21 protein-coding genes and 2 tRNA genes are annotated in these 22,365 nt (G+C 68.0%); 11 read left to right on the top strand and 12 right to left on the bottom strand.

Features of this window, described 5'->3' with window-relative positions; translation table 11 throughout:
- Positions 1-74: 74 nt before the first annotated feature.
- Positions 75-1,034 (bottom strand): endonuclease/exonuclease/phosphatase family protein, encoded by a 960-nt coding sequence (locus A8G15_RS13095; RefSeq protein WP_068159823.1) that lies wholly within the window; start codon positions 1,032-1,034, stop codon positions 75-77.
- A 119-nt stretch (positions 1,035-1,153) separates the two neighbouring features.
- On the opposite strand from A8G15_RS13095, the gene A8G15_RS30585 reads away from it, so the two are divergent.
- The 4 genes from A8G15_RS30585 to A8G15_RS13080 all read left to right on the top strand — a co-directional run bounded on the left by A8G15_RS30585 (position 1,154) and on the right by A8G15_RS13080 (position 4,374).
- The gene (locus A8G15_RS30585; protein WP_156665368.1) at positions 1,154-1,330 is read left to right on the top strand and encodes a hypothetical protein; all 177 of its coding nucleotides are present in this window, start codon (positions 1,154-1,156) and stop codon (positions 1,328-1,330) included.
- 79 nt (positions 1,331-1,409) lie between these two features.
- Complete coding sequence (locus A8G15_RS13090; RefSeq protein ID WP_245687824.1) at positions 1,410-2,618, top strand: oxygenase MpaB family protein; 1,209 nt, start codon at positions 1,410-1,412, stop codon at positions 2,616-2,618.
- A 510-nt stretch (positions 2,619-3,128) separates the two neighbouring features.
- Positions 3,129-3,887, top strand: coding sequence for a DUF6745 domain-containing protein (locus A8G15_RS31815; RefSeq protein WP_245687823.1), 759 nt, complete (start codon positions 3,129-3,131; stop codon positions 3,885-3,887).
- Between the two features lie 34 nt (positions 3,888-3,921).
- The gene (locus A8G15_RS13080) at positions 3,922-4,374 is read left to right on the top strand and encodes a hypothetical protein (protein ID WP_068159814.1); all 453 of its coding nucleotides are present in this window, start codon (positions 3,922-3,924) and stop codon (positions 4,372-4,374) included.
- A gap of 4 nt (positions 4,375-4,378) precedes the next feature.
- On the opposite strand, the gene A8G15_RS13075 is transcribed toward A8G15_RS13080, so the two are convergent.
- On the bottom strand, positions 4,379-4,738 hold the full coding sequence (locus tag A8G15_RS13075) for an amino acid permease (RefSeq protein ID WP_068159811.1): 360 nt from the start codon (positions 4,736-4,738) through the stop codon (positions 4,379-4,381).
- A 10-nt stretch (positions 4,739-4,748) separates the two neighbouring features.
- Complete coding sequence (locus tag A8G15_RS13070) at positions 4,749-5,942, bottom strand: GDSL-type esterase/lipase family protein (RefSeq protein WP_068159809.1); 1,194 nt, start codon at positions 5,940-5,942, stop codon at positions 4,749-4,751.
- A 91-nt stretch (positions 5,943-6,033) separates the two neighbouring features.
- Between A8G15_RS13070 and A8G15_RS13065 the strand changes: the two genes are divergently transcribed.
- Complete coding sequence (locus A8G15_RS13065; protein WP_068159806.1) at positions 6,034-6,603, top strand: TetR/AcrR family transcriptional regulator; 570 nt, start codon at positions 6,034-6,036, stop codon at positions 6,601-6,603.
- A 37-nt stretch (positions 6,604-6,640) separates the two neighbouring features.
- Here the strand turns inward: A8G15_RS13065 and A8G15_RS13060 are convergent, their stop codons facing one another.
- Complete coding sequence (locus tag A8G15_RS13060; protein WP_245687829.1) at positions 6,641-7,195, bottom strand: TetR/AcrR family transcriptional regulator; 555 nt, start codon at positions 7,193-7,195, stop codon at positions 6,641-6,643.
- 207 nt (positions 7,196-7,402) lie between these two features.
- On the opposite strand from A8G15_RS13060, the gene A8G15_RS13055 reads away from it, so the two are divergent.
- Both A8G15_RS13055 and A8G15_RS13050 read left to right on the top strand, forming a co-directional pair.
- Positions 7,403-8,383, top strand: a complete 981-nt coding sequence (locus A8G15_RS13055) for a Rieske 2Fe-2S domain-containing protein (protein ID WP_082899863.1) — start codon at positions 7,403-7,405, stop codon at positions 8,381-8,383.
- Between the two features lie 55 nt (positions 8,384-8,438).
- The gene (locus A8G15_RS13050) at positions 8,439-9,524 is read left to right on the top strand and encodes an NAD(P)H-dependent amine dehydrogenase family protein (RefSeq protein ID WP_068159800.1); all 1,086 of its coding nucleotides are present in this window, start codon (positions 8,439-8,441) and stop codon (positions 9,522-9,524) included.
- A gap of 15 nt (positions 9,525-9,539) precedes the next feature.
- Here A8G15_RS13050 and A8G15_RS13045 read toward each other — a convergent pair whose 3' ends face one another.
- The 3 genes from A8G15_RS13045 to A8G15_RS13035 form a co-directional block, all read right to left on the bottom strand.
- Positions 9,540-11,051 carry an HNH endonuclease signature motif containing protein gene (locus A8G15_RS13045; RefSeq protein ID WP_068159797.1) on the bottom strand — a complete coding sequence of 504 codons (1,512 nt, stop codon included), beginning with the start codon at positions 11,049-11,051 and terminating at the stop codon, positions 9,540-9,542.
- Between the two features lie 123 nt (positions 11,052-11,174).
- A complete protein-coding gene (locus A8G15_RS13040; RefSeq protein WP_068159794.1) occupies positions 11,175-11,726 on the bottom strand; it encodes a dihydrofolate reductase family protein in 552 nt (183 codons plus the stop codon).
- Between the two features lie 76 nt (positions 11,727-11,802).
- Positions 11,803-11,876, bottom strand: a tRNA-Ile gene (locus A8G15_RS13035).
- A 201-nt stretch (positions 11,877-12,077) separates the two neighbouring features.
- On the opposite strand from A8G15_RS13035, the gene A8G15_RS13030 reads away from it, so the two are divergent.
- Positions 12,078-12,839 carry an SDR family NAD(P)-dependent oxidoreductase gene (locus tag A8G15_RS13030; protein ID WP_068159791.1) on the top strand — a complete coding sequence of 254 codons (762 nt, stop codon included), beginning with the start codon at positions 12,078-12,080 and terminating at the stop codon, positions 12,837-12,839.
- A 69-nt stretch (positions 12,840-12,908) separates the two neighbouring features.
- Here the strand turns inward: A8G15_RS13030 and A8G15_RS13025 are convergent.
- A tRNA-Asn gene (locus A8G15_RS13025) sits at positions 12,909-12,981 on the bottom strand.
- A 149-nt stretch (positions 12,982-13,130) separates the two neighbouring features.
- Between A8G15_RS13025 and A8G15_RS13020 the strand changes: the two genes are divergently transcribed.
- Complete coding sequence (locus tag A8G15_RS13020) at positions 13,131-13,376, top strand: hypothetical protein (RefSeq protein WP_068159790.1); 246 nt, start codon at positions 13,131-13,133, stop codon at positions 13,374-13,376.
- Between the two features lie 4 nt (positions 13,377-13,380).
- Here A8G15_RS13020 and dnaG read toward each other — a convergent pair whose 3' ends face one another.
- From dnaG to A8G15_RS13005, 3 genes are read right to left on the bottom strand one after another with little or no spacing between them, the layout of a single operon-like run.
- Positions 13,381-15,291, bottom strand: coding sequence for a DNA primase (gene dnaG, locus A8G15_RS13015; RefSeq protein WP_068159787.1), 1,911 nt, complete (start codon positions 15,289-15,291; stop codon positions 13,381-13,383).
- Between the two features lie 28 nt (positions 15,292-15,319).
- Entirely contained in the window at positions 15,320-16,591 is a 1,272-nt protein-coding gene (locus A8G15_RS13010) for a deoxyguanosinetriphosphate triphosphohydrolase (RefSeq protein ID WP_068159784.1), read from the bottom strand.
- Between the two features lie 39 nt (positions 16,592-16,630).
- Positions 16,631-17,263, bottom strand: a complete 633-nt coding sequence (locus tag A8G15_RS13005; RefSeq protein ID WP_245687828.1) for a YdcF family protein — start codon at positions 17,261-17,263, stop codon at positions 16,631-16,633.
- 154 nt (positions 17,264-17,417) lie between these two features.
- On the opposite strand from A8G15_RS13005, the gene A8G15_RS13000 reads away from it, so the two are divergent.
- Positions 17,418-19,448, top strand: coding sequence for a TPM domain-containing protein (locus A8G15_RS13000; RefSeq protein ID WP_068159853.1), 2,031 nt, complete (start codon positions 17,418-17,420; stop codon positions 19,446-19,448).
- Between the two features lie 125 nt (positions 19,449-19,573).
- Positions 19,574-20,908, top strand: a complete 1,335-nt coding sequence (locus A8G15_RS12995; RefSeq protein ID WP_156665370.1) for a cytochrome P450 — start codon at positions 19,574-19,576, stop codon at positions 20,906-20,908.
- 39 nt (positions 20,909-20,947) lie between these two features.
- On the opposite strand, the gene A8G15_RS12990 is transcribed toward A8G15_RS12995, so the two are convergent.
- The gene (locus A8G15_RS12990; RefSeq protein ID WP_068159774.1) at positions 20,948-22,339 is read right to left on the bottom strand and encodes a glycine--tRNA ligase; all 1,392 of its coding nucleotides are present in this window, start codon (positions 22,337-22,339) and stop codon (positions 20,948-20,950) included.
- Positions 22,340-22,365: the final 26 nt, after the last annotated feature.

Below are 22,365 nucleotides of genomic sequence, written 5' to 3'. Positions count from 1 at the left end.
ATCCTGCCGTCCCGCTCCCGGTTTCCCACCCCACCCAGGGAGGGGTATTCGGGAGCGGGGCGGCATCGCTGTTTCTAGGCCTGTTCGGCGTCCAGGCGGATCCGGGCGACCACCGCACGGTGGTCCGCGCCGGGAATGTCCACGGTCGTCACCTCCGTCGCGCGTCCGCCCGCGACGAGGATGTGGTCGATGCCGACGACCGGCGGGAACTTCCGGTCGCTCGGGTAGGTGGCCAGGTTCCCGGCACCGACCTGCTCCGCAGCAGCACCGAAGCGTCCGGTGAGCAACGCCCGGAACTGCGCATGGTCGAAGGTCGCGTTGAAGTCGGCGCCCACGATCGCAGGCCGCGTCGCGGGCGCACCCCCGAGGATGTCGCCCAGACGGGACAGCTCGTCCGCCCACACGTGTGTACCGAAGACCGGCGGGACGGGATGGAAGGCGTACACCGTGACCGGTCCGGCGCCGGGGACGTGCGCGGTCGCCGAGAGCTGGTTCATCGCGAACCCGTCGTGTTCGACCGTGTCGGACAGCGGGTAGGCGCTCCAGATTCCCGTACCGTTCGCGCCGGCCGCGGGCGCGAGATACCGGTACGGCAGCAGCCGGTCGAGACCTTCCCCGGTCAATGCCTCGACGGCCTCCGGCGACAGCTCGTCGACGGTGAGTATCCCGATGTCCCGTTCGCGCACCTCGCGCACCACGGCGGCGGGGTCGGCTCCTCCGAACAAGATGTTCGTCTGCATCACCTGAACCGCGACGCCGCCGGTCGTGTCCACGCCCCCGACGTGGAGCGGCATTTGGGTTGCGGCTGCTCCTGCCACGACGAGGCCCGCGACCGCCACACCGGCCCAGCGGCGAACGACCACGAACACGACGGCCCCGACGAGAGCCGCGGCCATCAGGTACTGCGCACCCGATGCAGCGAGCACGAGTGGGCGCGCCGACGACGGACTGAAATGCAGTGCGACGCCGGCCGCTCCGACCGCCGTGGCAATCCACGCAAGAAGCTCGACACCGGGCCGCACCCACTTCGTCATCACGCCGACCAGACAATCACGACGGCGGTGCGGACGGGGTCAGGCCGTGCACGGCGATTCGGGGACGCGAGCCTCAGGCCTTTTCGCGTGCGTCCGCCACTCGCGGCGCGAGCCGCAGGATGTCGACGACGAACGCGCCGACCGAATCGCTCACCTCCCGCCCGGGTCCCGGACAGCCGGCGGCCTGGGATCTCGTCGACGTCGTCCGCGATCGCGGGACCGGCCGGTTCGCTCGACACACCGACGGCTCGTCGAGCACTCCCGGCTCCGGCGAGACGCCGCCGCAGCAGCGGTGACCTGCCCACAGACACAGCGGGAAAACTCTGGACCCCTCCAGTATTGACAACCGCAGTTGTCAGTTGCATGGTGGGCGGTGTGACGATCCCGGCATATGCTCCGACCCGCTACATGCGCGACCGCGAACGCAGCGCTCGCGTCACCGCACCTCTGCGCCCGTTCGCGTGGCCGAATCCCGACGCCGGCGCAGAGGAGGCGGATCGACTCCGGCGTGCGCTGCTCGAGCGCGACGAGCCGAGTGCCGCACTGGTCCGCGCGATGCGCGAGGACCGCACGGTCACGATGTCCCAGTTCCGGCAGGCCCTCCACCAGGGCGTCGACTCCGTGCCGGACGCGCCGCAGCCCCTACGGGACTACTTCGCCCGCCTCGAGGCCACGCCGGCCTGGGTGGACCGCGACAAGATCGCGCTCGGAGCACGCACCCTGCGCCGCGTCGGAACCGACGCCGCGGACGTACTCGCCTACGGTTCACTGCTCGGCGGGTTCAACAACTCCGGCCCGCTGCCGATCCTGACCGGATCCGGAAAACTCACCGGCGACCGGACGCTCCGGCGGATCGCCGAGACCGGCGCATGGTGGTACGGCTGCACCGAGGACGGTGGGCTCGAACGCTTCGGCGACGGGTTCCTCCTGTCCGTCCACGTCCGCCTCATGCACGCCTTCGTGAACTATCACCACGAACACGAAACCGATTGGGACACGGCCGAACGCGGTCTTCCCATCAACCAGTTCGACCAGGCCGGGACGCTCGGCCTGTTCTCGATCACGTTCCTGCTCCACACGCGCGTCCTGGGCGTGCGCTACACCCGTCGTGAGGCCGACGCGGTCCTGCATCTGTGGTGCTACGTCGGATGGCTCATGGGCGTCGACGATCACTGGCTTCCGTTCGACGAGCGGAAGGGGTTGCGCATGATGTACCGGATCGGCTCGTCGTCGCCCGCCGCGGACGAACACAGTCTCGTGCTCGCGAAGTCGCTGATCGACCTGCCACTCCATTCCGACCTGACCGGCTTCGGCCCGCTGCGCCGCCGCTACGAGTACGAGCGCGGTCTCTCACTCGCGACCACTCTGCTCGGTCCCGCCGGGGTACGAGCACTGCATGTGCCGATGCGTCCGCCGTGGTACCCGGTGGCGCGTATCGCGGTGAACGTGACCAGACATCACGTGATCGGTCGTGTCCCGGCCGGGAAACGTTGGCTGCAGAGGCTCGGGGAGCGCCGTCTGATCGAGAATCGCCGGCGCATTCTCGGCGGCGAGATCCCCACCGTCGCACCGATTCCCGTGTAATTCTTGCGCGACAGGTGAATTCGTGCCATCCTCGACAACCATGACGACAGGAAAGGCGGCTTCCGCCCCCATCGCGTGACCGCCGTGGAGACCACACCAGCGGTCGAACACCGCTCCCGGGCTCACGGCACTCCCCCTCTCGACCTGCTCTCCCACGTCCGAGAACTGCGCGACGATTGGCTTGCGCACGGACTGAGCACCCGACCGGCCGATCGCTGCGCCGCGGAAAGCGCAGTCAGCCAGTTGTATCGGCGTTCCGGTTTCGATCCTCCTGAATTCCTCTGGGTGCCCTCACCCGCCGCGGCGGCGGTATCGATCGCCGAGCTCGCACTTCCGGCCCCCGCTTCGGCCGTCGACGACGGGCATCCTTCTGTACGGATAGCGTCCGGGCTCTCGGCCGCGCGCCGCCGGATGGATGAGCGGATCCGGCGACGATACCCGCCGGCACCCCGGTTCGCCGACCCGAGGCGGCCTTACGGGCCCTCTCCGAACCCGGAGGAGCTCGTCCGCATGCTGGTTTGGAATTCGTTGCGCAGCACTCTTTTCGACGCGGTCGCTACCGCTGTCCGGCGAACACTTCCCCGATCCGTGGGTACCGTGAGCTGGTACGGGCAGCAGGAAGCACACCGGGTCGGGTACTACGACACGATCCGGCGATGCGGTCTCGTCGGTTTCGGCCGTTCCGACAACGACCTGCTCGACATCCAGTCCGTGCTGACCGCGGCAACGGGGTGGTGGTGGGCTTTCCGGCGGGTCTGCGTCATGGCCGAACGGCCGTCCTCCCTGCACACGGAACCCGCACCGGATGGCAGCGACGGACGGCGACGCCTTCACCACCGCGATGCTGCTGCACTCGAATACCGGGACAACACACGAGTTTTCGTCCATCACGGCACCATCGTTCCGGAGTGGGTGGTACTCGACCCGAGTGCCGAGCGCATCGGACGCGAACGCAACGTCGAGATCCGCCGATGTGCGATCGAGCGCATCGGCTGGGATACCTATATCGACGAGGCCGGGCTCACGCTCGTCGACCGTGCCGAGGATCCCGGTAATCCGGGCTGCCGGCTCGAGCTCTACGACAGTCCGGGGGGCTGGGGCGCACCCGGCCGGATCCTGCTGGCCGTCAACGGATCGTCCGAGCGTGACGGTACTCGTCGGCGCTACGGACTGCCTGTACCCGCGTGGGTTCCGACCGCCCTCGATGCCGCCGGCTGGACGTACGGCATCAGCGGCTCCGACTACTCCCGGCTCGTCCGCCGGACCTGACTTCCCCGAACCCGAACCATCCGAGGTGATTGCCATGAACGCTCAGCAGACTCTCTCCGACATCACCGCCTGGAGCGGAATCGACGTCTTCGACTACCTCGATCGTGAGGTCTCCGTCCCGATCGTCCACGGACCGCAGGCGCAGGGCGACCTCATCGTCGTCCCACACGCGATGCTCGCCGACGTGGTGACCTCCCACCCGTGGACCCGCAGCCTGCCGGTGCCACCGTCCGGAATCGAGTTGCTGCGCAGCGCCGCCGGTGGCAACCCTCATTCGCTCGTCGCGGACGACGGTGCCTGCACGTGGACCGGACCGGTCGCCGATCCCCGTGGTCTCGCGCTCGGCATCGTCGAGGTGACCGGTGTCGCCTACCTCATCCATCCCGAGCACGGTGCCACGGGCATCGCGCCCGGCCGCTATGTCATCGGCCGGCAACGTGAGCGCGGTACCGGTCTCTACGGCGCGGCGCGGCTCGTCGCGGACTGACCGCTCACCTGCGGCCGCGCCGCCATGCCCAGACGCACGCGACGATGCCGGCAACGGCGACGAGCGGCAGGATCCGCTTCGCGTACCGCACCGTTTCGAAGCGTCGGTACTGTTCGTTCGACAGGAACTGCAGCGACGGTTCGTTGTCCGGCAGCGACAGATTCCACCAGAAGCTGCCGTCGCCGTTCACGAATCCGGGCACGGTCGTGAATGCGGCTGTCGCGCAGGCGACCGCGCCGCACGTGAGCGGAAAGACCACCCAGAACCACGGGAACCTTCCGGTGGGAGCGCGCATTCGGCGCGGCACGACCACGCGCGCAACCGTCGCTACGACGCCGAAGGCGACGATCAGCAGCCATGCCACGAGCTCGAGGTTATCGGGAACGTGCCGATCGGGACGCGGGCGCGCCGTCGCCGACGAGGACGCGTTCCGCGAAGCGTTCGCCGATGAGCCGGTGTGTTTCGGCGTCGGGGTGAAGGCGGTCGGGCAGCGGCAGGTCCGTGTGGTCGCTCTCCCCGTACAGTTCGCGCCCGTCGAGGTAGAAGAGGTTCGGATCGTCCTGGGCGCGCTGCGCGACGATGCGGGCGAGGTCGTCACGGATGGTCGCGAGCGTCAGTTTCCCGGCGGCTCGCTCGGCCGGGTTTCCGGTCGCGACGAACGCCATCGTTCCGGCGGCGAGCGCATCGGTGTCGAAAGCGCCGGGCCCGGGAGTGTCCTCGTGGATCGGACAATGGATCGGCGAGACGACGAACAGCGGCGTCGTCGGATGCCCGTCCCGGATGGTGTCGAGGAAGCCGTGCACCGCCGGGCCGAACGCGCGGCGTCGCATCAGGTCGGAGTTGACGAGATTGATTCCGAGCTTGACGCTGATCAGGTCCGCCGGGGTGTCCCGCAACGTGCGGGCGGTGAACGGGTCGAGGAGGGCACTGCCCGCGAGCCCGAGGTTGACCAGGTCCACTCCCCCGCGCGCGGCGGCCACCGCCGGCCAGATCCCGGTGGGCGAGGCAGCGTTGGAACCCTGGCTGATCGAGCTGCCGTGATGGAGCCATACCGCTCGGTCCTCGTCACGCACCGGTTCGACCGGGGCGTCGGTGCGCAGCGCGACGAGCTCGGTCGTCTCGTTGTGCGGTAACCAGATCTCGACCTTCTTCGAGTCACCGGGCAGACCGGAGAACCACACGGTACTGACCTGTCCGGCGCGGTTCTCGACGTTGCCGGTGGCAAGGTCGACGATCACGGTGTTGCCACCCGACGCGCCGGCCTGCCCCGCGAGCCGGCCGTCGACGAGCAGGTCGTACACACCGGCCGTGCGCGGAGGGGCACCGATGTAGGTACGCCTGGTGGGCAGCGTGTCCAGTTCGATCTCACGCGCGCGGGTCCGGAACACCAGCCGCACGCCCGACGGCTGGGACTCGGCCATGAGCAGTTGCGGGTCGTCGCACTGGCGGCGGGCGCGGGCCGGCAACCGGTGCGGGAGGAGTCCGTGCTCTGTGCGCTCGAGTTCGGCGGCGCCGCGAACGAGGTCCTGGGTGATCGCCGTGGCGGTCAGGCCGGTCGTGCTTGTCATGATGTCACCTTCCGATTTCCTAAGCACCACTGTAAATTGCCTATATATATTAGGCAAAATGGGATCGCCCCGACCGAATAGGGTGCAGAGCATGGCACGAGCTGGGCTGACCACGGATCGACTGACGCAGGCAGGAGCCGAACTGGCCGACGAGGTCGGTTTCGACGGGGTGACCTTGTCGGCCCTGGCCCGACGGTTCGATGTCAAGGTGGCGAGCCTGTACTCCCACCTGCGGAACTCACAGGATCTGCGAACCCGCATCGCACTGCTCGCGCTCGAGGAGATGGCCGACCGCGCATCCGACGCGGTGGCCGGTCGCGCGGGAAAGGACGCACTGTTCGCGTTCGCGAACGTCTATCGCAGCTACGCCGGGGAGCACCCCGGCCGGTACGCGGCCGCCCGCATGCCCCTCGGGCCGGAGATTGCCGCCGCGAGCGCCGGTGTCCGGCACGCAGCCATGATGCGGGCGATCCTGCGCGGCTACGACATCGACGAGCCGGACCGGACGCACGCGGTTCGGTTGCTGGGCAGCGTCTTCCACGGCTACGCGAGCCTGGAGCTGAACGGTGCGTTCGCCCACAGCGAGCCCGGGTCCGAGCAGAGCTGGATTCGCATCCTCGAAGTCCTGCACGACACGTTGAGCAACTGGCGGTCGACGTAGTCCCGCCCGGCCGGTATCCGATGCCGGCCGGAGGGGCTCATCCCTCGAGATAGGCCACGATCCCGCCGATGAGACCGGCGAGCGCATCGTCGAGGTCTCCGTAGGTACCCAGGGTTCGCTCCGAGGTGATTCCGCGCATCGCCGCCGGGATGAGCGCGGCCACCTGCCGCACTTTGGCCCGGTCGAGGCCGAGGCCGGCAAAGGTACGTTGGCAGGCCTTGTCCCAGTTGGGCTTCCACGAGGCCAATTCGGCAGCGGTGAGCGGATAGTCCCGCTCGAGTTCGGCATGGTCACGCGGCAGTGCGGCGCGGAGGGTTTCGATCGCCAGCGATTCCGGGGTGCGCAGGCCCACCGCCATCGCGCCGATCAGCGCGGATACCCGCTCGAGCACTGTTCCGTCGGTCCTGATTCCGGCGGGAAGGTCACCGCGCTTGTCGGCGGTGTAGCGGAGGACGGCAGCCCAGAGGCCGTCGATATCCCCGAACTGATACTTAACGACACCCCAGGTGGCCCCGATGTCGCGGGCGATCCGGTTGCCGGACACCGCCGCGGGATCTCCGGTCGCGAGCGAGGCGATGGCCGCCTTGATCATGCTGTCCCGCGTTTCGATACCGCGCCTGTTCGCGCGCCGTCCGTTCACCGTCTCCGCCACGATCGGCGAGTCTACCGCCCTGAACAGCACCGATCGATTTTCACAGAACCCTCTTGTCTTGTTTCACAGAGGGTTCTACGATCACTTCCGTTCCGAGATGGAGATCACGCATCCGACAGGAACCGCACCCGAACCGGGAGGACCGAATTGGCGAAACCACCCCTGCCCATGGAGCCGACAGGCTGGTTCCAGGTCGCCTGGTGCACCGAGATCGAGGTCGGCACCGTCCGCAGGATGAAGTACTTCGGGCGCGAAATGGTCGCGTGGCGGGCAAAGTCCGGACGGATCGCGGTGTTCGACGCGTACTGCGAGCACCTCGGCGCACACCTGGGATACGGCGGCCACGTCGAAGGCGAGAACCTCGTGTGTCCGTTCCACGGCTGGGAGTGGAACTGCGAGGGGCGCAACGTGTGCATTCCCTACGAAAGCCGTCCCAACAAGGGGAGGCGCATCCGCAGCTATCCCGTCGTCGAACGGAACGAGGCGGTGTGGATCTGGTACGACACCGAAGGGCGAGCGCCCTACTTCGAGGTCCCCGACATGTTCGAGGCGTTCGGCGACGACAGGACTGCCGCCGACTACTACCCACCCGTTCCCGCGGCCACGCTGTATCGGCGAGGGCTGGAGATGCATCCGCAGTACATCCTCGAGAACGGGGTGGACTTCGCCCATTTCGAGTTCGTCCACAAGACACCGTTCGTCCCCGAGTTCACCCGCCACGACTTCTCCGGTCCCGTGTCCTATGTGGACTTCACCGTCGCCTTCGACGCGGGCGTGGCGGAGGACCAGGTCGACAGCGGAGTGGAATCGATCAACGCCGGGCTCGGATGCTCTCTCACCAAGAGCTGGGGAATGATCGACAACCGCACGATGCCCGCGGTGACGCCCGTCGACGAACACACCTCCGACATCCGGTTCACGGTGTGGATCGGACGCCGCCCCGGGGACGACGGCCCGGAGATCACCCGATACGGAAAAACGATGGCGGACTTCGTCATCGAGCAGTTCGAGGCCGACATCAACATCTGGGCACACCAGCGATACTCCGATCCTCCCGCACTGACCCACAAGGAATTCGAAGGATTCAGGGCACTGCGCGAATGGGCGGTGCAGTTCTACCCCTCCTGAGCCCCCGTGCCCGCCGGCAGACACCTCCCACCACGAACCAGAAAGGCCCATGAGAATGAGCGCTTCCGCGAAGGTCCGGGTTTTCCAGGTCGCAACGGGCAACCTCGGCACGGAAATGATCGGCCGTATCCGGAACCATCCCGACCTGGAACTCGTCGGCCTGCACTGCTACACATCCGACAAGATCGGCCGGGACGCCGGCGAGATCGTCGGGCTCGACCCCATCGGAGTGACGGCCACCGGGTCGGTCGACGAGATCATCGCTGCCCGGCCGGACATCGTCACCTTCCACGGCGTGTTCCCCGACGAAGACCTCTACGAGAAGGTCCTCGAGGCGGGCATCGACGTGGTGACCACCGCCGACTGGATCACCGGACACCACCGCGACAGGAATCATCCGCACCCGTCCGGCCGCAGGGTCAGCGAGGTCATCCAGGCCGCGTGCGAACGTGGCGGCTCGACCTTCTACGGCACCGGTATGAACCCGGGCCTGACACAGATCCTCGGCATCGTGCATTCCGCCGACGTGTCCGAGATCGAGAACGTCACCGTCACCGAGTCGGTCGACGTCTCGTGCCACCATTCGGTCGACACCTGGAAGGCCGTCGGATACGGGCGTGCGGTCGACGATCCGACGATCCCCGACTCTCTCTACAAGTACACCGCAGTGTTCGCCGACTCGGTCCAGTTGATGGCCGACGCCTTCGACCTCGAACTCGACGAGGTGACCTTCGGTTACGAACTCGGAGCGTGCACGAAGGACGTCGACCTCGGCTGGTACTTCCTGCCCGAAGGGTCCTTGGGCGCCAGCTACATCAGGCACCAGGGACTGGTCGACGGTGTGCCGCGAGTGGAAACCCACCTCGAATGGCAGATGACGCCGCACACCGATCCGGCATGGAAGATCCAGGGCTGCTACATCACCCAAATCACGGGCGACCCGAACATCTACAGCAAGCACATGATCTTCCCTCGCAAGGGCTTCGACCTGTCCGACCCGCAGAACTTCGCGTCCATCGGCATGACGGTCACCGGACTCCCGGCACTGAACGCGATCAAATCCGTGGTCGCGGCCCCGCCCGGCATCATCACCAGCGCCGACCTGCCCCTGCGCGGGTTCGCCGGGCGCTTCAAGAAGTGACGCACCGGCGATCGTCTACGGTGCCTCGCCGTCGTTCGCGTCTCCGCCCGGTTCCCGCAGCCATCGCCGCCGGTACTCGCGCAACTCGGTTTCGCGGCGGGCCCGGTAGTGCGCCAACGCCGCCGACAACAGATCACCGAGATGATGCCGGTGATTGACGCGAGGTTTCTGTTCCGGATCGATGTGCGGGGGCGCGATCCACTCGGTGCGGCCCGGGTGTTCGGCGCTTGCCGCCGCGACGCGGGTTTCCCAGCCGCCGGGCCCGTCGTGCACGAGTGCATGGCAGGCGTCGCAGGCCAGGTCCTCGTTGGTGATGTCGGTGAGACCGCCGTCGCGCCATTCGGTGATGTGATGCACCGCAGTCAGGGTGGCGGGCGCGTCGCAGCCCGGTCGGGTACACCCACCGGACGCGGCGATCAACGCCAGCCGCTGATCCGCCGAGGCGAGTCGTTTCGCGCGCCCGAGATGCAGCGGCCGACCACGATGATCGAACACCGCCAGCACCGGATGCGCCTTTTCGGCCATCCGCAGCGCATCCCGGATCGGCACCAAACCGCCGGACGCGGTGCTCACGACACCGGTCTCTTCTTCGAGTTGGGTGACGCTCATGGTCAGGATCGCGGTGACCGGCAACCCGCGGTGACTGCCGAGCACCCCCGAGGACAGCACCTGCCGCAACGCCACTTTCAACGCGTCGTGATTGCGCTGCACCGCGGTGCGGGTGTCGCGGGCGGCGGCCTTGGCGAGGGCGTCGCGGTCCAGGCTCTCGGATTCGACATCGCCACGCGGTGATTCCGGGTCGTCGGGGTTGTTCATGCCCGGGCGGGCGAGTTTCGCGAGCACCGGTTCGAGCAGCGCCCGGGTTTCGGGATCGAGGAGTCCGGAGATCGGCGTCATCAGATCGGTGCCCTGTTTCCCGATCCGCAGGCCACGCCGTCGTGTGCGTTCCTTCTCGTCCGGTGCGTCCCCGTCCGGATTGAGATATGCAAGAAGGTGCGCGCCGATCTTGGTGACTTCCTCGGGGGTGACCGAGCACGCGGCATCGGCCAGGATCTTCTCGGCGACGGTGATCTCGTCGAACCCGACCCCGCGCGGAACCCTGCGCATCACGCGGGCGACGGCGGCGACATGATCGGGCCCGACAGCACCCGAACGCTGCGCGGCGGCGGTGGCCGGCAACTCCACGGGCATGTCGCCGCCGTCGGCGCCATGCCACACCCCGGCCTTCTTGGCGCCCTTGACGCGGCGGGCGGCGTCGGCGCCGGAGATCCGCAGCGTGCCGATCAGGAAGTCGTTGATCGAGCGGCAGCCGAGATGACCCGGGATCTGCCGTTCGGTCGATTCCACAACCAGCCGGTGCCCGACCACCGAGGTTTTCCGCAGCGAGGTCTCCAGGCGTTGCAGGACCTCGACGATGTCGTCGTCGGACAGGCCCGACAGGTTGTCGTCGAGCAGGCCGGTAACGGCAGTGTCGAGGGCGGTCAGCCGCGCCTCGACGATCTCCCCACCGACACTGTTCGAAAGCATGTTCGAATCATAGTGAAGGGGTCCGACAATTTCCGCGCCGCTCATCTTGAAGGCGCGCCGCGCCTGCCGATCGGCGCGAACAGCAGGCGGTCACAGGCCGCCTTCGACTTCGACGATCGGATCTCATTCAACCTGGTAACGCAGCATCAGCACGGTTTCGAAGTGCTTCGTTTCGGCCAGTCGGAGCTGGATTCGGTGGTCCAACGGCGGGAAGAGCGGAGTGCCACCGCCCAGCACCACGGGAGAGAGGAACAGCTGATACTCGTCGATGAGTCCGTGCGGCATGAGCGAGGCCGCGAGGTTCGCGCCCCCGACTTCCATGACGCCATCGCCTTCGGATTTGATCCTGCGAACTTCCTCGACCGCGTTCTCCCTGATCAGGGTGCTGTTCCAATGGACTTCGGTGAGCGTCCGAGAGAAGACGATCTTGGGCTTCTCCGTCCAGAGTTCGGCGAACTCATGCTCGATGCGCGACGCGTCCTCTGGCACGTGCGGCCAATACTCAGCCATCAACTCGTACAGCCGGCGGCCGTGCAGCGAGATCTCGAGCTCGCGGAACCTGTCGTTGTGGAACTGGTGCAGTTCCTCGTCCGGATCAGTCCAATCGATGCTGCCGTCGCGGTCGTTGATGTAGCCGTCCAGGGACACGCCATACGTGTAGATCAGTTTCCTCATGGTCGGGTAGACCTCCTGCGAGAACGAAACTCATCGGTGCTCGCTCGGCTGTGGTCTCTACCCGAGGTGATACACGTGGGGCGGGCGGGGCTCGAACCCGCGACCAATGGATTATGAGTCCACGGCTCTAACCGACTGAGCTACCGCCCCATTACGGCCGTTTCCGGCAGCGCGCCCCGAATGCTACCTGCCTGCACAGGGCAGCTCGATCACCGGGTCACCCGGGGTTCGCGGGCGGATACGAACCGTGCCTCGGACTCCGTCAGAACCTTTGTCGATCTTTTAAGAATGATATTCTTCCTTTTGCAAATATTGTTTTCGAACGTGACTTTCACAGACGAGGGGCTCTCGATGGAGGGATTGAAAGACCAGGTCGTACTGGTTGCGGGTGCTGCAACCGGACTGGGCGCCGACTCGGCCGCCCGCCTCGCCCGCGAGGGCGCGAAGGTGGTCGTGGGCGATCTGGACGGCGTCGGCGCGGAGAAGACCGCCACCGCGATCGGCGAGGCGGGCGGCGACGCGATCGCCGTGCAGTTCGACATCTCCGACGACGACTCCGTCCGAGCGCTCGTCGACGCCACGATCGGCGCCTACGGTCAACTGAACGCGGTGCACGTCAACGCGGGCGACATGGGTTCGGTGTCGAAGGACACCGATGTCGTGGACATCGACCTCGCCATCTGGGACCGCATGATCGCCGTCAATCTGCGCGGCCACATGCTCGTCACCCGGCACACCGTCCCGCACCTGCTCGCGGCCGGCGGCGGCGCGATCGTCTACACGTCGTCGATCGCCTCGTTCACCGGCGAACCGCAGCGACCCGCATACTCCGCGACCAAGGCCGGAATCAACGCCCTCACACGCCACGTCGCGTCGCGCTGGGGCCGGGAGGGCATCCGGGCGAACGCCGTCGCCCCCGGGCTGATCCTCACCGACGAGATCCGCACCGGCGCCGATCCCGAACTGCTGAAAGCACTCATCGGCAGGTCCCGCAGCACCCGGGCCGGGGAGGCCCGCGACGTCTCGGGCATGGTCGCCTACCTGATGTCCGACGAAGGTTCGTGGATCAATGGGCAGATCGTCAACGTCGACGGCGGCACCGTCCTGCGTTGAATCGGGAACGCACAGGTACGCCGAATAGAAGAAGACCCCCACCCGATGATCGGGTGGGGGTCTTCTCTGCTCCCCCGGCTGGACTCGAACCAGCAACCGTTCGATTAACAGTCGAATGCTCTGCCAATTGAGCTACAGGGGATTGTCCTGCGGTGCTCCGCGGTTTCCCTCGGTGCGAGAAGAACTGTAGCCTCCCACCCTCCGCGGTACCAAATCGCCTGCATGTGGGCATGTGGGGCCTGATCGGGCAGGATGGACACGACGCGCAGACACAGGTGAAAGGACGACACATTGTTGCCATTGTTGGTCGGGGTCGCGGCGGGGTACGTGCTCGGAACCCGAGCAGGCCGGGCCCGGTACGAACAGATCAGCAAGACCGCGAAGGCCGTGGCGGCGAGCCCCGTCACGAAGAAGGCCATCGAGGTGGGCCGTCAGAAGCTCGCCGACTCGCTCAATCCGCAGCCGAAGCTCGAGCCGATGAAACCGATCGACGAGCAGACGACGATCCTGATTCCGCGCGATCAGCTGAAGCGGTAGCCGCTCAGCCGGCCAGGCCCTCACCGCTGGTGTCGCCGATGGCCTGGTCCAGCAGGCTGCGGCGATACTGTTCGAGCGCCACGAGATCGCCCAGCAGAGCGTGGAATTCGTCGGACTCGGTGGCCGGCGAGATACGTTGCAGCTTCGACTTGAGTTCGGCGACCTGCTCGCCCACCCAGACCTCCTGCAGCCGGGCCAGCACCCCGCCGATGTAGCGGGGCATGCGCTCCTCGTCGGCGGGCAGCGGTTCCACGGCGAGTTCGCTGACGAGCGAATGCGCGACCGGGTCGGCGGCGGCCCGGTGCACGGCGTCGACCCATTCGGCGCCTCCCATCCCGGCACCCGCACCCCCGGCCGCCGCGACCGCTTCGCGCACCGCGGCGTAGGCCGGATCGGTGAACGTCTCCCCCGGCAGCGAATCGAACACGGTGCCGGCGATCCCCGGGTACTGGAGCGCGGCCTTGAGCGCGTCGCGCTGCGGCCACAGTGAAGGGTCGTTGGGCCGCGGGCGACGCAGCACCGACGCCGGAGCATCCGGCGCCGAGGCCGCAGCGCGCGTCTTCGACTCCGGCGCACGGCTTCCGCGTCGTGCTTCCTCCTGGACGCGGCGCCGGACGGTGGGGATGTCGTCCCAGCCGACCCAGTGCGCGAGCTGCACCGAGTAGTTGTCGCGCAGCGTGCGGTCCTTGATCCGGGCGACGACGGGCACGCAGCGGCGCAGCGCCTCCACGCGACCTTCCGCGGTGTCGAGGTCGTGTTCGGCCAGAATCGATCGCACGACGAACTCGAACATCGGGGTGCGGCGCGCCACCAGGTCGCGGACGGCGCCGTCGCCGCTGGCCTGACGCAGCTCGCACGGGTCCATGCCCTCCGGCGCGATCGCCACGAACGTCTTGGCCGCGGTCTTCTGATCGCCTTCGAACGCCTTCATCGCCGCGGCCTGGCCGGCAGCGTCGCCGTCGAAGGTGTAGATGATCTCGCCGCGGAAGTAGCTGTCGTCCATGAGCAGTCGCCGCAGCATCGACAGGTGTTCGTCGCCGAATGCGGTACCGCACGAGGCCACCGCGGTTTTCACACCGGCCAGGTGCATCGCCATCACGTCGGTGTAGCCCTCGACGATCACCGCCTGGTGCGACTTGGCGATCTCCCGCTTCGCGAGGTCGAGTCCGAAGAGCACCTGAGACTTCTTGTACAGCACCGTTTCCGGGGTGTTGACGTACTTCGCGGCGAGCGTGTCGTCGTCGAACAGGCGCCGGGCACCGAATCCGATGACGTCGCCGGCGAGGTTGCGGATGGGCCACAGCAACCGGCGATGGAACCGGTCGATGGGACCGCGGCGCCCCTGCTTCGACAACCCGGCCGCCTCCAGTTCGGCGAACTCGAAACCCTTCGACAGCAGGTGCTTGGTGAGCGCGTCCCACCCGGCGGGGGCGTAACCGCACCCGAACATCTGCGCCGCCGCACCGTCGAAGTTGCGTTCGGTCAGGTACTCCCGCGCGGCCTGCGCGTCCGGGGTGCGCAACTGCTCGGCGTAGAAGAGCTGGGCGGCGGCGTTGGCCGCGACCAGCCGCGCGCGGGTGCCACGGTCGCGCTGCACGGACGGGCCGCCACCCTCGTAACTGATGGTGTAGCCGACACGTTCGGCGCACTGCTCGACCGCTTCGACGAAGCTGACGTGCTCGATCTTCTGCAGGAACGAATAGACGTCGCCGCCTTCCCCGCAGCCGAAGCAGTGGAAATGGCCGTGGTTGGGCCTGACGTGGAACGACGGGGACTTCTCGTCGTGGAACGGGCACAGGCCCTTCATCGAGTCGGCGCCACCGCGTTTGAGGGCGACATAGTCGCCGACGACGTCCTCGATACGAATACGGTCGCGGATGGCCGCGATGTCTCTGTCAGAAATTCGGCCGGCCACGGGCACGAGTCTAGGCGCTCGCGGGCGGCTACCCCCAGCCCGCCTGGGCGGCCAGACTGTCCTTGTCGATCCGCTCCAGCCGCGACTCGGTGCACGAGGCGATCTGATCGACGACGACGCGCACGCGAGCCGCATCGTCCTTCGCTTCGTCCCACGCGGGGACGAACAGCGGATCGAGGCCGACGGGGGCGGTCCGCAGCAACCATTCGGCCACCCGGTGGATGCGTTCACGCTGCCGTTCCTGGCGCGCCCGGTGTGTGACGTCGGACATCACGAACTGCAACGCCATGGTCTTGAGCAGCGCGACCTCCGAGGCGACGGTCGGTGGCACCACCAGGTCCGCGGCGTAGCGGCTGACCGGTTCACCGCCGGTGACCTCCCGGGTGCCACTGATCGCGGCGGTGGCGTAGCGGCCGACGAGCTCGCTGGTCAGTTTCTTCAACGCGACCGAACCGGCCAGGCTGCCGTCGTAGACGCCGACCCCGACGATGACGGGCATCCGGGACAACCGCTCGGCGGCCTCGACCAGTTCGTCCGGAACGAGACCGGCGAACTCGCGCATACCGACGTCGACGAGACCCTGCACGGACGCGGGGTCGGACAGCACCCGCAGGTCGATGCGTCCGTCGATGACCCCGTCCTCGACGTCGTGCACCGAATAGGCGACGTCGTCGGACCAGTCCATGATCTGCGCCTCGAGGCACTTCTTCCGATCCGGTGCGCCGTCGCGCACCCACGCGAGAACCTCGGCGTCGTCGTCGTACGCACCGAACTTCGCGCCGGGCTTCGGCCGGGTCCACGGATATTTGAGGGTCGCGTCGAGGGTCGCGCGGGTGAGGTTCAGTCCGGCACTGTGCCCGTCCGGGTACAGAATCTTCGGTTCCAGGCTGGTGAGGATGCGCAGGTTCTGCGCGTTGCCCTCGAAGCCGCCGCAGCTCGCCGCGACCTCGTCGAGCGCGCGCTCCCCGTTGTGGCCGTACGGCGGGTGGCCGATGTCGTGGGCGAGGCCGGCCAGATCGACCAGGTCGGGGTCGGCGCCCAGCCCTTCGGCGATGCTGCGCCCGATCTGCGCGACCTCCATGGAGTGGGTCAGCCGGGTGCGCGGGGTGTCGCCGTCGCGCGGACCGACGACCTGGGTCTTGTCGGCCAGCCGCCGCAGCGCGGCGCAGTGCTGTACGCGGGCGCGGTCGCGCACGAACGGGGTCCGTTCGGCGGCGGCGGCTTCCGCGCCTGCGATTCCCGATCGTTTCGGCGCCTCGACGACACGGCGCTCGAGTTCGTGCTCGGTGTATCCCTGCATCCGCCCGTCCTCAGCTCGCTGCGCCGGAAATCCCGGAGATCATTGCGCCGCAGTGTAGGGAAAGTCCGCCGAGCCGTGCGTCATCTGGTACCAGACGAGCGCTCCGGTTTCCCGAGCGATTCCGTGCAACTGCGATTCACGGGTGAACACCGCCGGCCCCGTCCGGGTGGGGGCGGTCCACGCGTCGAGCCCGGCGTCGCGCGCCATGGTTCGGGTCCGCAGCGAATGCCACGGGTCGCTGACCAGCACCGCCGACGACAGGCCCCGATCGTGCATCTCCCGGCTGACCGCCTCGACGCTGAGCAGGGTGTCCGACCCTTCCTCGACCGCGAGGATCGCATCCTCGGGAACGCCACGGGACATCAGGTAGTTCTTGCCGGCGGCGGCCTCGGTGTACAGGTCGCCCTCCTGTTTGCCGCCGACGGTGACGACCGTGTCGGACACCCCGTTCTCGTACAGCCGCACCGCCTGATCGAGCCGGGCCTCGAACACCGACGACGGTGTTCCCGAGTACTGCGCGGCACCGAGGACGACGATCGCGTCGGCGTGGCTCCAGTCGTCGATGCGGGCGACCTGCCAGACGCGCACGGCGGTGCCGGCGACGACGGCGATCGCGGCGAGCAGCACCCCGACCACGATCCGCCGGGTCCACCGTGCGATGCCCGCGCCGATGCCACGGCGCTCCGGGGCGGGCGGCGGGGTCGGCCGGGATCGGCGGGCTGCGGTACTCACCCAATCGATTCTGCCAGCGGCCGCGACCGGTTCCCCCGACGACGCGCCACGGACCCTCACGCGCCGCGCACTCGTGACCGTTAGATTCGACGCCATGCCCGTGCACTCGCCCGCTGTCCCGGCGGCGTCCACCCGACCGGTTCCCCTCCCGATCCGCGCGGCCGTGCCCGCCGTGCTGGCACTGCTGATGCTGTTGCTGTGGCCCGCGGCCGCGTCCGCCGACACACCGCTGCGACTGCCGGGGCAGATCACCGACTCCTCCGGAGTCCTGAACGCGGGTGCGAAGGCCGAGGTCCAGGACGCGCTCGACGCGCTGTACGGCGATCATCAGGTGCAGCTGTGGGTCGCATACGTACCGAGCTTCTCCGGGATGTCCGGCGACGACTGGACCGAGGCCACCGCGCGGGCGAGCGGGTTCGGGCCGAAGACGGCGCTGCTGGCCGTCGCCACCACGGACCGCGACTACAACCTCTGGGTGTCGAACGACGTGACCGACGTCTCCGATGCCGAGATCACCGCGATCGCCACCGACCAGGTGCGACCGCAACTGGTGGAACAGGACTGGGCCGGCGCCGCGATCGCCGCGGCCGAGGGCCTCGACGACGCGCTGAACCCCACGTCCGTGACGCCGCTGCTCGTCGGTGGCGGCGTGGTCGTCGCCGGCGCCGGGGGCGTCTACCTGTACACGCGGCGGTCGAAGCGCAAGCGCGCCGAGGCCGGTGCGGAAGCGGCCGCCTCGATCGACCCGACCGACACCGCCGCGCTGGCGGCCCTGCCACCCGACGTGCTCGACGCCCGCGCGAAGGACATCCTCGTCGACACCGACAACGCGGTGCGGACCAGCGCCGAGGAACTCGAGCTGGCCCGCGGCGAGTTCGGTGACCAGGCAGTCGCGCCGTTCGCGACGGCGTTCGCGCAGGCCCAGGCTGCGCTGGCGAAGGCATTCGAGATCCGGCAGCGTCTCGACGACGCGATTCCCGAAACACCTCAGCAGCGCCGCGACATGCTCGTCGACCTGATCTCCACGTGCGGTCGCGCGGGTCGCGAGCTGGACTCCCGGGTCACCGAGTTCGACGGCATGCGGGATCTGCTGCTCGATGCCCCGGCCCGGCTCGATGCGCTCACCCAGCAGGTCGTCACTCTCACGGCGCGCGTGCCCGCGTCGGAGGCGGTGCTGACCGCGTTGCGCGCGGAGTTCCCGGCCGAGACGCTCGCTCCGGTCGCGCAGAACACGGCGCTCGCCCGCGAGCAGCTGGGTTTCGCCGAGAAGTCCATCGCGGAGGGCCGTGACGCGATCGCATTGCCGGCCGGAAAGCAGGGCCCGGCGGTGGGTGCGATCCGCGCCGCCGAAAGCGCGCTGATCCAGGCATCGACGCTGCTCGACGGGATCGACCACGCCGAGACCGACATCCGGCACGCGATGGCGACGCTGCCTGCGGCCGTCGCGGACCTCGAGCAGGGTGTCGCAGCCGCCGAGCAGCTCGCCGCGAGCGGCGGACCGGACCTGGCAAACGCCGCGGCCGCGGCAACCGAGGCCCTGGCCCACGCTCGTGCGTCGCAGGCGACCGATCCGCTGGGCAGTTTCACCCGCGTCGTCGACGCCGACGCCACACTCGACGCGGTGCTCGCCAGTACCCGCGAGGCCCAGGAGCAGGCGGAACGCGCCCGCCAGAAGTTGCAGCAGGATCTGACGGCCGCGCAGTCGCAGGTGACCTCGGCGGCCGATTTCATCGGCACGCGGCGCGGCGCGGTCGGTGCAGAGGCCCGCACCCGGTTGTCGGAAGCACAGCGGCACCTGCAGGCGGCGCAGCAACTCGCGTCGACCGACGCGGCGCAGGCGCTGCAACATGCGCAGGCCGCCACGCAGCTCGGCGCGAAGGCCATGTGGGCCGCACAGAGCGACGTGCGGCAGTGGGAGCAGCGCCAACAGCCGCGTAGCTCGGGCACCGACATGACCGGCGCGATCCTCGGCGGCATCCTGATCGACAGCATCCTGCGCGGGGGTGGCGGGGGCGGTTACTCCCGTGGCGGTGGCTATCGCGGGGGCAGCGGCCGCGGACCCGGTTCGTTCGGCGGCCCCAGCAGCTCGGGACGCATCGGCCGCAGCAGCGGAGGACGTTTCTGACCGAAGTCAGCGATATCGGTTCCCGTCGGCGGTGGTACTGCTAACCTTCTGCCCGCCAGCAGTTTTCGAGGACCCGGCCGTCCGGGCCCCGGGGCACGCATCACCATCACCGACGGGGAGCTGTGATCGTGACGAACATCGAGCAGGGGAAGAAGCGGTTCCATTTCGACCGGCACGCGCCGGAATACCGCGATCGCTTCGAAGCGATCACCAGGGACATGCAGGGGCAGTGCCCCGTCGCGTGGACCGACACCTACGGCGGGCACTGGGTCGCGGCCGGCGCCGAGCAGGTGTTCCACCTGGCACGGTCGCAGGTCGTCTCCAACGACAACGACGTGGACGGCGCCCGGCGCGGCTACACGGGCATCACGATCCCGCACGCTGAGAACCCGATCCGCTCGGGCATTCTCGAGATGGATCCCCCCGAACACGGGGCGTACCGGCAGGTCCTCAATCCCTACCTGTCGCCCGCCGCGGTCGCGCGCTGGATCCCGTTCGTCGACGACGTCACGCACGCCTGCCTGGACGAGAAGATCGAGAGCGGCGGAATCGACTTCGTCGACGACCTCGCGAACATCGTGCCCGCCGTGCTGACGCTGGCGATGCTCGGCATTCCGCTGCACAAGTGGAAGGTCTACAGCGAACCCGCCCACGCGGCGCTGTACACACCGCCGGATTCACCGGATCGCGAGCGAGTGCTCGACCTGCACCGGACGATGGGCACGGACCTGTTCGCCACGATCCACGAGGTGCGGCAGACGCCGCGGCCCGGTCTGGTGGACGCGCTCGTCCGCGCCGAGATCGACGGGCAGGTACCGCCGGACATCGAGATCCTCGGCATGCTGAACCTGTTGATCGGCGGCGGATTCGACACCACGACGGCACTGACCGCCCACGCGTTCGAGTGGCTCTCCCAGAACCCGGACGAGCGTTCCCGGCTCGACCGCGAGCGCGACAGCCTGCTCGACTCGGCCACCGAGGAGTTCCTGCGGTACTTCACGCCGACCCCGGGAGACGGTCGCACGATCTGCGCCGATTACGACTACGCGGGCGCCGGTTTCCGTGAGGGTGAGCGACTGTGGCTGTCGTGGGCGATGGCCAATCGCGACCCGTCGTTGTTCGACGATCCGGATGTCGTCGATCTCGAACGAAAAGGTAACCGGCACTTCAGTTTCGGGTTGGGGATCCATCGCTGCATCGGCTCGAACGTGGCCCGCGCGGTGTTCAAACGGATGCTCCTGGCCGTGCTGGATCGGATACCCGACTTCCACTGCTCGCCCGATGACGCGGTGCACTACGAGACGATCGGGATCATCCAGGGCATGCGGCATCTGCCGGCGACGTTCACGCCCGGACCACGCGTCGGTCCCGGACTCGACGCGACGCTCACGCGGCTGCAGGCCCTGTGCGACGAACAGGGCCTTGCCGAGCCGGTCACCCCTCGTGCGCGGTTTCGGTAGCTCCGGCTACCGAAACCGCGCACGGGTACGGGAGCGCGCTCAGGCGCCGATCAGGCGCTGCGCGAGGTATCCCTCGACCTGGTCGAGAGCAACGCGTTCCTGAGTCATGGTGTCGCGCTCGCGGATCGTCACGGCCTGATCCTCGAGCGTGTCGAAGTCGACGGTGATGCAGAACGGGGTGCCGATCTCGTCCTGGCGACGGTAGCGACGGCCGATGGCCTGTGCGTCGTCGAACTCGACGTTCCAGTTCCGGCGCAACTGCGCGGCGAGGTCCTTGGCCTTGGGGCTCAGGTCGGCATTGCGGCTCAGCGGCAACACCGCGGCCTTGACCGGCGCGAGCCGGCGGTCCAGCCGCAGCACGGTGCGCTTGTCGACGCCACCCTTGGCGTTGGGGGCCTCGTCCTCGGTGTACGCATCGACGAGGAACGCCATCAGCGAGCGGGTCAGGCCCGCTGCGGGCTCGATGACGTACGGGGTGTACCGCTCGTTCGTGGTCTGGTCGAAGTAGCTCAGGTCGGTGCCCGAGTGCTTCGCGTGGGTCGACAGGTCGAAGTCGGTGCGGTTCGCGACGCCCTCGAGTTCACCCCACTCGCTGCCCTGGAAGTGGAAGCGGTACTCGATGTCGACGGTGCGCTTGGAGTAGTGCGACAGCTTGTCCTGCGGATGCTCGTACAGGCGCAGGTTGTCCTTGTTGATGCCCAGGCCGGTGTACCAGTCCATCCGGTAGTCGATCCAGTACTGGTGCCATTCCTCGTCCTCGCCGGGCTTGACGAAGAACTCCATCTCCATCTGCTCGAACTCGCGGGTCCGGAAGATGAAGTTGCCGGGCGTGATCTCGTTGCGGAAGCTCTTGCCGATCTGGCCGATGCCGAAGGGCGGCTTCTTGCGCGAGGTGGTGAGCACGTTCGCGAAGTTCACGAAGATGCCCTGGGCGGTCTCGGGGCGCAGGTAGTGCAGGCCTTCTTCGCTCTCGATGGGACCGAGATACGTCTTGAGCATCATGTTGAAATCGCGGGGCTCGGTCCACTGACCCTTGGTGCCGCAGTCCGGGCACGCGATCTCGGACATGGGCACCGAGTCCGGGTCGTCGAGCTTGTGCTTCTCGGCGTACGCCTCCTGCAGGTGGTCCTGCCGGTGCCGCTTGTGACAGCTCAGGCACTCGACGAGCGGGTCGTTGAACACACCGACGTGCCCGGAGGCGACCCACACCTGGCGCGGCAGGATCACCGAGGAGTCGAGGCCGACGACGTCCTCGCGGCTGGTGACCATGTTGCGCCACCACTGCTTCTTGATGTTCTCCTTGAGCTCCACGCCGAGCGGCCCGTAGTCCCAGGCCGACTTGGTGCCGCCGTAGATCTCACCGCACGGGTAGACCAGGCCCCGGCGCTTGGCGAGGTTGGCGACGGTATCGATCTTGGATTTGGGTGCCACGCGGATTCTCTCCATCTTCGATGCGG

The organism is Rhodococcus phenolicus (genome assembly GCF_001646785.1).
Classification (GTDB): Bacteria; Actinomycetota; Actinomycetes; order Mycobacteriales; family Mycobacteriaceae; genus Rhodococcus; species Rhodococcus phenolicus.
The sequence above is the reverse complement of the archived record's forward strand: the minus strand, read 5'-3'. Positions and strand labels throughout refer to the sequence as shown.